The sequence below is a fragment of the Geobacillus sp. DSP4a genome (assembly GCF_013096875.1).
Lineage (GTDB): Bacteria > Bacillota > Bacilli > Bacillales > Anoxybacillaceae > Geobacillus > Geobacillus thermophilus.
This window is the reverse complement of record NZ_SDLD01000003.1, coordinates 1-13296: the sequence shown is the minus strand read 5'-3', so window position 1 is coordinate 13296 and position 13296 is coordinate 1. Positions and strand designations below refer to the sequence as shown.

At 53.9% G+C, this 13296-nt stretch carries 13 protein-coding genes; 4 read left to right on the top strand and 9 right to left on the bottom strand.

The genetic code is table 11. The features are described 5' to 3' along the window. Positions 1-59 precede the first annotated feature (59 nt). Positions 60-2048, bottom strand: coding sequence for an acetoacetate--CoA ligase (locus ETC02_RS01950; RefSeq protein ID WP_171698020.1), 1989 nt, complete (start codon positions 2046-2048; stop codon positions 60-62). Positions 2049-2285: 237 nt separating this feature from the next. Here ETC02_RS01950 and ETC02_RS01945 point away from each other — a divergent pair, with 237 nt between their 5' ends. The 3 genes from ETC02_RS01945 to ETC02_RS01935 are packed head-to-tail and all read left to right on the top strand — an operon-like array spanning position 2286 to position 4630. After that, complete coding sequence (locus tag ETC02_RS01945; protein WP_033016596.1) at positions 2286-2540, top strand: FeoA family protein; 255 nt, start codon at positions 2286-2288, stop codon at positions 2538-2540. Further along, the gene (locus ETC02_RS01940) at positions 2533-3267 is read left to right on the top strand and encodes a FeoB small GTPase domain-containing protein (protein ID WP_171698009.1); all 735 of its coding nucleotides are present in this window, start codon (positions 2533-2535) and stop codon (positions 3265-3267) included. Before ETC02_RS01945 ends, ETC02_RS01940 begins: the two co-directional genes overlap by 8 nt. Then, positions 3236-4630: a nucleoside recognition domain-containing protein gene (locus ETC02_RS01935; protein ID WP_063211788.1), complete on the top strand. Its 1395-nt coding sequence runs from the start codon at positions 3236-3238 to the stop codon at positions 4628-4630. Before ETC02_RS01940 ends, ETC02_RS01935 begins: the two co-directional genes overlap by 32 nt. Positions 4631-4879: 249 nt before the next feature. Here ETC02_RS01935 and ETC02_RS01930 read toward each other — a convergent pair whose 3' ends face one another. The 8 genes from ETC02_RS01930 to ETC02_RS01895 form a co-directional block, all read right to left on the bottom strand. Then, positions 4880-5506, bottom strand: a complete 627-nt coding sequence (locus tag ETC02_RS01930) for a histidine phosphatase family protein (RefSeq protein ID WP_050368610.1) — start codon at positions 5504-5506, stop codon at positions 4880-4882. A gap of 61 nt (positions 5507-5567) precedes the next feature. Beyond that, positions 5568-5735, bottom strand: a complete 168-nt coding sequence (locus ETC02_RS01925) for a hypothetical protein (protein WP_253264073.1) — start codon at positions 5733-5735, stop codon at positions 5568-5570. 54 nt (positions 5736-5789) lie between these two features. Beyond that, a complete protein-coding gene (locus ETC02_RS01920) occupies positions 5790-6089 on the bottom strand; it encodes a DUF5634 family protein (RefSeq protein WP_033016592.1) in 300 nt (99 codons plus the stop codon). 77 nt (positions 6090-6166) lie between these two features. After that, positions 6167-8146 carry a putative bifunctional diguanylate cyclase/phosphodiesterase gene (locus ETC02_RS01915; RefSeq protein ID WP_094239942.1) on the bottom strand — a complete coding sequence of 660 codons (1980 nt, stop codon included), beginning with the start codon at positions 8144-8146 and terminating at the stop codon, positions 6167-6169. A gap of 134 nt (positions 8147-8280) precedes the next feature. After that, the gene (locus ETC02_RS01910; RefSeq protein ID WP_033008732.1) at positions 8281-9018 is read right to left on the bottom strand and encodes an IucA/IucC family C-terminal-domain containing protein; all 738 of its coding nucleotides are present in this window, start codon (positions 9016-9018) and stop codon (positions 8281-8283) included. Continuing rightward, entirely contained in the window at positions 9018-9830 is an 813-nt protein-coding gene (locus ETC02_RS01905; RefSeq protein WP_033008731.1) for an ABC transporter ATP-binding protein, read from the bottom strand. Before ETC02_RS01905 ends, ETC02_RS01910 begins: the two co-directional genes overlap by 1 nt. A gap of 18 nt (positions 9831-9848) precedes the next feature. Next, positions 9849-10901: a FecCD family ABC transporter permease gene (locus ETC02_RS01900; protein WP_033008729.1), complete on the bottom strand. Its 1053-nt coding sequence runs from the start codon at positions 10899-10901 to the stop codon at positions 9849-9851. Further along, the gene (locus ETC02_RS01895; RefSeq protein ID WP_033008726.1) at positions 10898-11899 is read right to left on the bottom strand and encodes a FecCD family ABC transporter permease; all 1002 of its coding nucleotides are present in this window, start codon (positions 11897-11899) and stop codon (positions 10898-10900) included. The genes ETC02_RS01900 and ETC02_RS01895 overlap by 4 nt, the downstream gene beginning before the upstream one ends. Before the next feature lie 213 nt (positions 11900-12112). Between ETC02_RS01895 and ETC02_RS01890 the strand changes: the two genes are divergently transcribed. Beyond that, positions 12113-13084: an ABC transporter substrate-binding protein gene (locus tag ETC02_RS01890; RefSeq protein ID WP_033008723.1), complete on the top strand. Its 972-nt coding sequence runs from the start codon at positions 12113-12115 to the stop codon at positions 13082-13084. Positions 13085-13296 lie beyond the last annotated feature (212 nt).

Here is a 13296-nt window from a genome sequence, read left to right as displayed (position 1 = left end):
CACTAATACATAGAAAGGTTGTTATTAAGCATCGTCACTTAATAACAACCTTTCGCATTTCAGCTTGTCTGCGTCTTTGCCGCCAGCGTCTTCGCCAGCTCGCGGAAAAAGTCGAGCGCCTCCGGATTGGCCATCGAGCCTGGGTTGACCGCCTTTTCGAGCGGGAAGCCAAGGAGCAGCTTGCGGATCGGAATCTCCATTTTCTTGCCGTTTAGCGTTTTCGGAATTTGCTTCACCTCGTAAATTTCATCTGGAACAAAGCGCGGCGAGACGTGCTGCCGAATCGATTGGCGGATGCGCTCTTTCAGCTCGTCATCGAGCACCGCGCCCGGCTTGAGGACGACAAACAGCGGCATAAACGACTGCTTGCCCATCATTTCCAAGTCAACCACAAGACTCTCGAGCACCCCGTCGACCGCTTCGACCGCACGGTAAATTTCGCTCGTGCCCATGCGGATGCCGGCACGGTTGATCGTCGAGTCGGAGCGTCCGTAAATGACACATCCCCCTTGTTCGTCAATTTTAATCCAGTCGCCGTGCTTCCAGACGCCCGGGTACGTGTCAAAATAGCTGTTCCGATACCGTTCGCCGTCTGGATCGTTCCAGAAAAAGAGCGGCATCGACGGCATCGGCTTCGTGATGACAAGTTCACCGACTTCATTGACAAGCGGCCGGCCGTTTTCGTCAAACGCCTGCACATCCGCGCCCAACGCGCGGCACGAGAGGACGCCGGCGCGCACCGGCAAAATGGGGGAGCCGACGACAAACGCGGTGCACACGTCCGTTCCCCCGCTGCATGACGCGAGGCAAATATCGTCCTTGACATTTTCATACACCCAAGCGAACCCTTCGACCGTCAGCGGCGAGCCGGTCGAGAGCACGGCTTTGAGCTTCGATAAATCATATTGCTCTTTCGGCTTCAAGCCGAGCTTCATGCAGATGTTGATAAACGCCGCGCTCGTGCCGAAATGGGTGATGCCTGCTTTCTCGGCAAGATCCCATAAGACGTTGCCATCTGGATACGTCGGGCTGCCGTCATAAAGCACGATGGTCGACCCGGCCAGCAACCCGCCGATCAAAAAGTTCCACATCATCCATCCAGTCGTCGTAAACCAGAAAAACGTGCTGTCTTTCGTCAAGTTTTCGGAAATCGTGAGCGCTTTTAAATGCTCAAGCAAAATGCCGCCATGCCCCTGGACAATCGGCTTCGGCAAGCCGGTCGTTCCCGAGGAATACAAAATCCAAAGCGGATGACGAAACGGAACGCCTTCATAGACGAGCTCCGCCTTGTCCGCCACGACATCATCCCACAGCACGACGCCCTCATCCGGTGCTTCCATCTGCCCTCGCCAATACGGAAGCAGCACCGTCTTTTTCAATGACGGCAATTTGGCGCGCAATTCGGATACGACCGGCATTTTGTCAAATTCTTTGCCGTTGTATTGGCAGCCGTCGACCGCAAACAACACGGTCGGCTCGATTTGCGCGAACCGGTCAATGACGCTGCCGGCGCCAAAATCCGGCGAGCAACTGGACCAAATGGCGCCGATCGAGGCGCACGCCAAAAACGCCATCACTGTCTCGGGGATATTCGGCATATACGCGACGACGCGATCGCCGCGCTTCACTCCCATCGCTCGCAATGCTTTGGCGATCGCCGCCGTTTTTTCACCGAGCTCCTGCCAGGACACTTCCCGGTACGGCACGCGCTCTGAACGGAAAATGATGGCCGGGCGGTCGGCGCGCGCATGCCGGAAAATATGTTTCGCATAGTTGAGCGCAGCGCCTGGAAACCATTCCGCCCCCGGCATCTTCCGCTCCCGCAGCACGCACTCATATGGCGTTGCCGCCTGAACACCACAATATTCCCAAACCGTTTCCCAAAATGACTCAAGCTCCTCGACTGACCATGTCCATAGCTCGCGGTACGAAGAGAAGGAGAGCCCTTTCTGTTCTCTCAACCACTCCATATATCGATAAAGGTTGGAGCTCTTGATTTGTTCCTCCGTCGGCTGCCAAAGAATCGTCCCTTCCGTAATCGCTTTCATTTCATCGTGCGTCAATGGACGCCGTCACCGCCTTTCTGCCGATAATTTGTTCAGACTATTCATATGATAACATGATTTCATACTGTTTTGAATAGTTGTTGGTTCGACAACTCTGTCAGAAAAAGATGAAACGAATTTGTTGACAACAGCGAGGCAACTGGAATATGATAAATTCAAAAGTTGGTCTAATCCAAAAAAATGTCCTTAACAAAAAATATTAACCGGAGGGAAACTTTTATGACAAAAGCAAAACACTGCTGCCTCTCCGATATGAAACCGGGCGATCGATTTCGCATCGAAAAGGTTGATGTTCCTGATCCTATGTTAAAAAGGCGGTTGCTTGATTTGGGATTTGTACCCGGCGGGGAAGTGAAGGTGGGACAAAGAAGCCCGCTTGGCGACCCGACCGCCTATCGCGTTTGTGGCACGACGATCGCATTAAGGAAAGAAGAAAGCGACTATATTTACGGGGAGAAGATCCACCATGACTGATATGACGTATACGATTGCCTTAATGGGAAATCCGAACACCGGCAAAAGCACGTTGTTCAATGTCTTAACGGGCCTGCGCCAACATACCGGCAACTGGCCCGGGAAAACGGTCACTCATGCTGAAGGAGAATGCCGCCACCGCGGCGCATTGTACCGGATCGTCGACTTGCCGGGAACGTATTCGCTCTATTCCAATTCAGCCGATGAAGAGGTGGCGCGCGATTTTCTTCTGTTTCAACGTCCTGACGTCACGGTCGTTGTCGTCGATGCGACGGCATTAGAACGCAACTTGAATCTAGCGCTTCAAGTATTGGAAATGACCGACCGCGTCATTATCGCTATCAATTTGATGGATGAAGCGAAAAAGAAAGGCATTCATATCCATACAAAAAAATTAGCCGTCAAACTCGGCGTGCCGGTCGTGCCGATCTCGGCCCGCAACCGGGAAGGAATCGATGCACTGCTTGATGCGGTGGATGCCATGGCGCATGGCCGCATTCACACCACCCCGCTTTCCATCCGGTACAGTCCGGAAATCGAACGAGGCATTGCCAAGCTCTTGCCCCTTGTCAAGGAACTGATGGGTGACACGCATCCTGCTCGCTGGATCGCTCTTCGTCTCCTTGACGGTGATGCATCGCTGCTTCAAGCGCTGAAACAACCGCCGCAACGATTGATCAAGGAGGGGAACGCGTATGCCTGCTGCGGATCTGTCAAATCAGTTTGACCAGCTAATGAACGAAGCCAAGTCATTAGCACCGGCTGACACGCGTGAACAGATCGTTTCTGCCATTTTCCAAACGTCCGCTGCGCTTTCTCAAGAATGTGTCACGCATACAGCGGCCGCAAAACGCGATCGAACGGAACAAATTGACCGGATCGTCACGTCGAAGCGGTGGGGATTTCCCATTATGCTGGCGCTTCTCGCCGCTGTCCTTTACATGACGATCGCCGGCGCCAACGTCTTTTCCGATTCGCTCGCCCGCTTGTTCGGAACGATCGAAACGTATCTCACCATGGCCTTTCAAGCGATTCACGCCCCCGACTGGTTGCACGGCCTCATTGTACTTGGCCTATACCGCGGCACGGCTTGGGTCGTCAGCGTGATGCTGCCGCCGATGGCGATTTTCTTTCCCGTATTCGCGTTGCTCGAAAATTATGGCTACTTGCCGCGTGTCGCCTTTAACATGGATCGCTTGTTTAAAAAAGCGGGGGCGCATGGCAAACAATCACTGACGATGGCCATGGGCTTCGGCTGCAACGCGGCGGCCATCATGTCGACGCGCATTATCGAATCACCGCGCGAACGAATGCTGGCCATTTTGACCAACAACTTCGTCCCCTGCAATGGACGTTGGCCAACGCTGATCCTGCTTTCCTCCTTATTTATGGCAACCGGCTATACAGGCGGATGGAACACGTTCGTGACAGCGGGTGTGGTCGTCGCCATGGTGTTGTTTGGCATCGTCGTCACGTTGACCGTTTCATGGGTCTTATCCAAGACGGCCTTGCGCGGCATTCCGACCCATTACACGCTGGAGCTGCCGCCGTACCGACGCCCGAAAATCATGGAGACGATCATCCGGGCCACCCTCGACAAATCACTCTATGTGCTGAAACGGGCGGTAACGGTTGCGGCGCCAGCCGGCGTAATCACATGGATTCTCGCCAATCTTCATATCGGCGACACAACCGCGCTGGCCGCTTTCGCCCACTGGCTTGACCCATTTGCCAAAGCATTGGGATTGGATGGCTACATTTTGATGGCGTTCATTTTAGGCTTGCCAGCCAATGAAATTGTCGTGCCGATTTTGCTGATGGGCTATTTATCCGCGGGGGCGCTCATCGAAGCCGATGGTCTGCATTCTCTTAAACAACTTTTGCTCGACCACGGCTGGACGTGGCTCACCGCCCTTAATATGATGCTGTTTTCCCTGCTTCACTACCCATGCGGCACGACGCTCGTCAACATTTACAAAGAAACGAAAAGCGCAAAATGGACGTTCGTCGCCTTTGCCTTGCCGACAGCGATTGCCATTGCGGTCACCTTTACGACCGCACAGCTGGCGAGATGGCTCGGGCTCGTATAAACGGCGCAGCCCCGCTTCCCGATCGAGGGAAACGGGGCTGTTTTTTTGGACAACTAGACTTGATAAGAAAAAGCAGTTCTTCACCAAACGTTGTACTGGAAGGCACCCACTCATAGCTTTCATCCATTTCTTGAATCATGAATGAGGTTGCATGATGGCGCAAGAAACCGATCCGATTGGCCAAGCGCATATTATGGCGATGAACCGAAGAAACAGCGCCGCCTCCAATTCTCCATCCTTCTTCCCTATCTATACTTCCTTGACTTCTTCTAGATGGGAAACATCGCCTTCCACAACCAGGCGAAACACGTCCGCATTCACCTCCACAATCGTCACGCTCGTGCCGTACATATACGGCGGCGCCCAAAGTTGCTCAAGCGGCGCGCCCTTGAACGCCGCCATAAGCGTTTTCAGCACGACGCCGTGGGTGACGATTAACACCGTTTCTCCCTCGTGCCGCTCGATGATGCGCCGCACCGCTTCAAGCGCCCGCTGTTGCACGTCGCAAAACCGCTCGCCTCGCCTTGGAGCGTACAGATGGGGGGCGTTCCAAAAATGGTCGAACGCGATCGGATCCATTTCCCGGATCTCGTCATGCGTCTTGCCTTCCCAATCGCCAAGACGAATCTCGCGCAGCCGCTCGTCTTGATAGATCGGAATGAGCCGCCCGCCGCGGACGAGCTCGGCCGTTTCCAGCGCCCGGCCGCTTGTGCTTGTGTAAATCGCGGCCAATTCCACCGCTTCAAGCCGCTTTCCAAGCCGCATGGCGTCTTGCCGCCCTTTTTCCGTGAGCGGCGAGTCTTGCCATCCTTGCATCCGCTTTTCGACGTTCCACTTCGTTTCCCCATGTCTGGTCAAATACAAGGTTGTCCCCATGTGTTCCTTTGCTTCTCCTCTCTATTCATCTATCGATCATTCAACCGCCTGCTCAGGCAAGCTAGCCAAAAAAGCGCTCGCCGCATCGTTGCAGAGAAGCGATCGCATCGTGAAGCGGCGGAAGCGCTGTGCTGCCGATGAGCTGCGCCTCGATCGCATACGCGCGCCGCTGCAGGCGCAGCACCATAGCGGCCGTTTTTTCATCTGCTATGCGGAGTTCCGCAATCATGCTCCTCTCCCCTTCCGTCAGCCAAAAAAGCGGCCGAGCTGGGCCGCCTGCTTGTTAATGGATGATTTCTTTCATCGCCTCTTGCAGCGAATGAAATCCTTTTTTCTCCCGACCATCTTTTCGAACGGTCCATTCCTGCTTCTCAAGCGCCAGTTCACCGCGTTCGTTTTTTACAAACGGCATGTGAATGGTGATCATCTCATCGTCTTTGTTGATCGTATAACCGATATAATAGCGATTGCCTTCACCATGCTCTTCAAAAATGCCGACTTGGTCGAGGCCATACGCTTCCATCATCGGCTCAAGCGTGTCGATAAACTCGTCGATCACGACGCTTCTTGGCACAAATTCCATCTTCGTTTCCTCCTCTTTGCCCATGCTCAATGTTAGTGTGCGGCAAAACGAGGAAAAGAATGAACGGAAATGATCGGCTACGCCGGCGGTTCGCCGCAAGCGTTGCGGTTGTGTTCTTCTAGCCATTGTTGCAGCTTTTCCGCTTCAAGCGAACGGCTGAAATAAAATCCTTGCGCGTAGTCGCAATGCATTTGCGAAAGAAGCGCCACTTGCGACTCCGTCTCGACTCCCTCCGCCAACACTTCAATATCCAAACTTTTGGCTAAATGAATGATCGTATCGACAATCGTCGCATCTTTCGAATTTTCCGCAATGCCTTGAATAAAACTGCGGTCGATTTTCAACAGCGACACCGGCAAATTGCGGATGTAAGCCAACGATGAAAAACCGGTTCCAAAGTCATCGATCGCCGCCTGCACACCGAGACGTTGCAATTCGGTTAAAATGTGCTGCCCTGTTTCGATGTTTTCCATCAGTCCGCTTTCGGTCACTTCCAAAATGAGACGATCGGGCGAAAGCCCCGTCTCCCGCAAAATGCGCTTCACATGCTCGATGAGCTCCGGACGATTGAGCAAAAACGGCGACAAGTTGACTGCGAGCTTGAGGCCCGGAGATTTTCTTTCCCACTCTTTCACTTGACGGGACGCCTGTTCCAACACCCATAATGTAATTTCAAAAATAAACCCGCTTTCCTCCGCCAACGGAATGAAATCGAGCGGCGGAATTTCACCGAGCGACGGATGACGCCAGCGCAAAAGCGCCTCAACCCCCATCGCCTTTCCTTTAGCAAGTTGCACTTTCGGCTGATAGCATAAATACAACTGCCCGCGCATAATAGCAAACGGCAAATCTTGCTCAATCACCGCCTGCCGATGCTCGGTCGGCCGGTAAAAGGCATAGCCGTTCCGCCCCCGCTCTTTCACTTCGTACAACGCTTGATCGGCGTATTTCATCACTTGCTCGATCCGATCGCTGTCTTTCGGGAAAAAAGCGATGCCGATCGACAATGTTGATTGAATCAGCTGTTTTTCGTAATAAAACGGCTCGTGAAACGAACTGACAAGCTGTTCCGCCAAGGCGGTCATCTCTGTTTTCGTTATGTTCGGCAGCAAGAGAACAAACTCATCACCGCCGATGCGGGCAAAAAAGTCGCCGGGACGCAACGCCCGCTCGACGCGCTTGACCGCCGCGCGCAAAAAGTAATCGCCGGCTTGATGGGAAAAATGATCGTTGATCCATTTGAATTTGTCAAAATCCAAATAACAAAGAGCAAACGGCGTCTGACTCGCGATCAGCTCATGAATATGCCGCTCGAAATAGCTGCGGTTGGCGATGCCGGTAAGCGAATCGAAGTAGGCAAGCTGACGGAGCTTCTCTTCATACCGTTTCCGCTCGCTGATGTTTTTCACGGTTACAATGACGCAATCGAGCGTCCCCGCTTCATCGATGATCGCCTTCCCTTGCGCCTCCATCCAAACCCATTCGCCTTTCTCGCCTTGCTTGCGAAATTCGGCGGATTGCGTCTCGTATGTATCGTACAGCTCAGCCAATTTTTGTGCCACGACCGGGGCGTCATCAGGGTGGACAAATGTCAGCACCTCTTCGTATGACACTGGAAGACGCTTGTTTGTTTTTCGCTTCCATGACGGCGGAATGTATGACAACTCACGATTGGGAGAAAAAATCAACACGTAATCGTTCGAATGCTCAACAATCAGCTGCAGACGCCGTTCCGCTTCGGCAAGCCGCGCTTGCAGGCCGCTCTCCTCCGCTTGGCGGCGAAGAACGCATAAGACGGCGGCCGTCTGTCCGTTTTCACCGATGATCGGCGACACGCCCGCAACCAATAAGCCGTCAAGCAACTCCCAGCGAAAGGCAGCCGGGCGCTGTTTCACCCGTTCAACCAACGCCCGTCCTTCGACGGACAGCGTCCTCTGTTCTTCTTCACTCAGCGCCAAGCCGGCAAAAGCCGGATTGTTGTAAATGATCACGCCTTGCAAATTCAAGATGACCACTGCTTCTGTGAAGTGATGGAAAAAGGCCGTATATTTGTCCATGCAATTGCTACCTCGCCGTTTCACCAAAATAAGCGATGTCCACACTTCCATTTTCACGAAAATCACGGCAAAAATCAACAAATTTCGCAAACATTTTGTCAAAAATATGGAACTGCCCACCGGCGGCCTTCCGGTCACCCGGTTTGCCGCTGGCGGGCTTTGAGTGGGCACGTTTGGCAGCATGTCCCCCCGTTGGTTTGCACGTATAGGCAGCACGTTGTCCGCTGCATGCCGCTCGCGCCTTTCCAAAAGCGACGGAGCGGATTGTCTTTTTGGCCAAACAGGCGGCCGTCTGCGTCATAAACAAGGAAATAAAAATCATCGCGCAGCCGGTCGGCGACCGGGGCAAGCGACTCATCCTCAAGCCAACGTTCATATACCCAGTACACATAAATCGCGACATTTTCCCATAAGATGAGCGGCGATACACGCGTCAGGCGCCGCAACCGGACGATGAGCGGAGCGAACAAGCCGACGAACACGTCGCGAACGGCCTGCTCGCGCCAACCGCTGCGCTCAATGCCGCACATCTCCGCTTCCGGCGGCGCAAGGCGAAAGCGCGGCATCCACATTTCCCCTTCGCCGTCCGTATCAAGCCAAATTCGCTCAGGATCGAGCACAAGCCGCTTGTTCCACACCGACATGGCGTATAAGGCCATCGGCGCCAAAAAGCTTAGGCGCTTGACGAGCATCGAAGCGGCAACCGCGTCGTTTGCCGCCCCCATCTCGGCGCGGACGTGCGCCACATACTTCGCGAGCTGCCCGTCATCATTCAGCAGCCGGGCCAACAACATCGATGACGAGACATCAGCAGCTTCGCTCGAAAAACGGTACGTTTCCAACGCTTTCACTTCTTCTTCACTTAACCTCATCACGATACGCCTTCTTTCTGTAGGATGCGCCGCCCTTTGCCGTACGGAATGCAAAGCGGAGTGCCAAAGAGCGGATCGTACGTAATTTGACAGTCCATTTGGAACACATCTTTCACGAGCTGGCGGGAAATGACATCCTCCGGCTTCCCTTCGGCGTACACCGTTTTGTTGCGAATGGCGACGAGATGATGCGCATAGCGGCACGCCAAATTTAAATCGTGAAGCACCATGACGATCGTCCGCTGTTCTGTTGCATTGAGTTCGAACAATAAATCCAAAATATCAATTTGATGCGCCAAATCTAAGTAAGTGGTCGGCTCGTCAAGCAAGATGATGTCCGTTTCTTGCGCCAGCGTCATGGCAATCCATGCGCGCTGGCGCTGGCCGCCGGACAGCGAATCAACCGGCCGCTCGGCAAGCTCTGTCAGTCCTGTTGCTGACAAAGCGCGCGCAACGGCGCGCTCATCTTCGTCGCTCCATTGCTTGAGCCACGTTTGATATGGGTAACGCCCTTGCTTGACGAGCTGAAGGACCGTCAATCCTTCCGGAGCCACAGGCGACTGCGGCAAAATGGCCAAACGGCGGGCGATTTCCTTGGTCGGCTGCTTGGCAATCTCTTTTCCATCAAGCAAGACAGCGCCGCCTGCCGGCTTCAACAGACGAGCCAAGGCGCGCAGCAACGTCGACTTGCCGCAGCCGTTCGCGCCGATGAACACCGTGATTTTCCCTTTTGGAATCGTCAAGTTCAACCGATCGATAATGAGCGCATCCCCGTACGACAATGTCAATTCTTTCGCCTGCAGCGCGTGCATGTTTGCCCCCTCCTTCATTTATGGTTTCCGGGTTCGGTACAACAAATAAATAAAATATGGCGCACCAAGTGCGGCCGTAAATACGCCGGCCGGGATTTCCGTCGGCGCCAAAAGCATCCGCCCGGCGAGATCCGCCCCCATGACGAGCACGCCGCCTAACAGCGCCGCCGTCGGAAGCAGCGCACCAAACGCCGAACCAACAAGCCGGCGCGCCATATGCGGCGCCATCAGCCCGACAAACCCGATGCCGCCGGCAAACGCCACCGCCCCCCCGGTGAGCGCGGTGCTCAGCAGCACAAGCCCGAGCCGCTGCCGTTCGACTGCACTGCCAAGCCCAACCGCCAGCTCGCCTCCTAACTCCTGCACATTGACGTGTCGGGCTGCGAGCATGGCCATAAGGAGCAGCCCAATGACCAATGGCGCCATGAGCGAAACGTGCTGCCAAGATGCGCCATATACGCTGCCGGTGATCCAAACGTTCGCCTGGCTCGCCCGGTAAATCGGCCCGACGATCATGAGCAGCGTCGTCACTGCCTGCATGAGCGCGGAAATGCCAATGCCGATCAGCACAAGCCGAAGCGGGGCGAGACCGTTTTTCCACGCGAGCATATACACGAACCAAGCAGCGGCCGCAGCGCCGAGAAAGGCGGCAAGCGGCAGCCAGTGGATGCTGACGGTGAGGGAGTTGTTTTCATCGCTAAACAGCGCCAAAAAAGCGACGACCGCGGCCGCCGCCCCGCCGGTGATGCCGAGCACATCCGGCGAAGCAAGCGGATTGCGCACCATCCCTTGCAAAATCGCGCCCGCGGCCGCAAGCGCCATTCCGGCCAGCCAGGCAACCAACACGCGCGGCAGGCGGAACGTCAAAATGACCGTCTGATGCATTTCCTCCCCGTATCCGAGCAGCGCAGCGGCCGCTTCAAACGGCGAAATGCGCATCTCCCCGCTGCCGATGCTGACGAGAAAAAGCAGAATCGCCGCCGCCCCGAACGCAGTGATCACGACGGCAGCTTTTTTGTCATACAAAAACGATACATAGTTTCCCATCCGAACCGTGACGTATTTTTTCATTTTGCGGTGATCCCCCTGCGGGCAATGTAGACGAAAAACGGAACGCCGATCAACGCCGTGACGATGCCGACCGGCACTTCGCGCGGCATGAGCACGTAACGCGCCCCAATATCAGCAGCCAAAAGCAAAATTCCGCCGAGCAAGGCGCAGTATGGAAGCAGCCAGCGGTGGTCAACGCCGGCCAACGCCCGCGCCATATGCGGCACCATGATGCCGACAAAGCCGATCGGGCCGGCCACAGCGACCGAACCGCCAGCAAGCAGCACGACTAACAGGGCGGCAGCAGCCTTGATCACATTCGTCCGCTGCCCGAGTCCTTTCGCTACATCGTCTCCCATCATTAAGATGTTGACATGGCGCGCCAGCAACATGGCCCCAAGCCAAGCGGCAGCCAAATACGGAAAAACGGCGGCCAACAGCTCCAGCTTTCGTCCAGCGACTGACCCAGCCAACCAAAAGAGCACTTCTTCGAGCGCCTTTTCGTTCATCGCCAACATTCCTTGCGTCAGCGAGGCAAATAAAGCCGCGACCGCCGTGCCGGCAAGCGTCATCTTCAGCGGTGTCAGCCCGTCTTTCCCTGCGGCGCTGATCACAAACACGATCGCCGCCGCGGCCGCCGCCCCAATAAACGCGATCCATGACAACATTTGCAATGAAGAAATGGAAAAAAAGGTGACCATCACAACAATGAAAAAACCGGCCCCGGCGTTAATGCCAAAAATGCCTGGCGAAGCGAGCGGGTTTCGCGTCAGCGCTTGCATGAGCGCCCCGGCCATCGCTAGGCTTGCGCCAACGGCTGCCGCAATCAACGCTCGCGGCAGCCGAACCGTCGCCACGACTAAATGGGCGTTCGATCCGTTATTGTCGATAAGAGCCGCCACCGCCTGCCGCCAACTCGTGTCGGTATATCCACAAACGATGCTCATCCACATGGCGGCAAGCAGCACTATTAGCAAACCGATGAGGCCAATCATTTTTTGACGGTTTGTTGCGAACATTCCCCCGCGATCTCCCTTGCTTCATTCATTCTATAATCTATACGTTAAGTCTATTTGATAATGACTCTCATCGTCAATGTTTTTCGCCATCTTTTTTTATGATATTCTCATGATTTTTTCATTTTTTCATTTTTTATTGACAATGATTATCGCTGTTATTTATGATATTAGCGTAAATGAAACTCATTATCAACAATAAGGGGGGATTTCACTGTGAAACGGAAACATCTCACTCTTCTGTCCGCCTTCATCCTTTCTCTCCTTCTTCTTGCCGGCTGCGGCGGAAAACAGGAAGAAACGGCCGAGCCGGCAGAAAACAAGGAACCGAAATCTGAAGGAAGCTATACGGTCGAACACGCCATGGAAACAACAGAAATCAAAGGGACGCCAAAACGGGTCGTCATTTTAACGAACGAAGGAACGGAAGCGCTGCTCGCGCTAGGCGTGAAACCGGTCGGCGCGGTCAAATCGTGGACGGGCGATCCGTGGTACGACCACATTAAAGACCAAATGGATGGCGTCAAAGAGCTCGGTCTCGAATCGGAGCCAAACGTGGAAGCGATCGCCGCCTTGAAACCGGATTTGATCATCGGCAACAAAATGCGCCATGAAAAAATTTACGAGCAACTGAAACAAATCGCTCCGACCGTGTTCTCAGAAACGCTGCGCGGCAACTGGAAAGACAACTTCATGCTCTATGCAAAAGCCGTGAACAAAGAAGAGAAAGGAAAGCAAGTCATCGCTGAATACGACAAGCGCATCGAAGACTTAAAAGCGAAACTTGGCGATAAGCTGAAGATGAAAGTATCGATCGTCCGCTTTATGGCCGGCGACGTGCGCATTTACCATAAAGACTCGTTCTCCGGCGTCATTTTAGACCAACTCGGCTTCGCCCGCCCGGAATCGCAAAACGTAAACGACTTTGCGGAAACCGGCGTGACGAAAGAACGCATCCCAGCCATGGATGGCGATATCTTGTTCTACTTTACATATGAAACCGGCGACGGCAAAGCAAGCGAAATCGAAAAAGAATGGATCAACGACCCGCTCTTTCAAAACTTAAACGTCGCGAAACAAGGCAAAGTGTACAAAGTGAGCGACACGATTTGGAACACGGCTGGCGGAGTACTTGCGGCCCACTTGATGTTGGATGATATTGAAAAATATTTTCTGCAAGGCCAGTAATGCAGTGAAAGACGATGCAAAGCCTCTTCTTCCTTTGCATCGTCTTCTTTTTTCTTATTGAAAACGCACTGCCTTGATCAGCCATTTTTATCTTAATTAGGCGAGAAGACTCCCACTTCAACGAAGCGAAGCGGAGTAAGTGGGAGATGAATCGCCTTAACTATATTTTGCTGAAAATAGGATAGATTCAGTAAAATATAGTATAATATAGT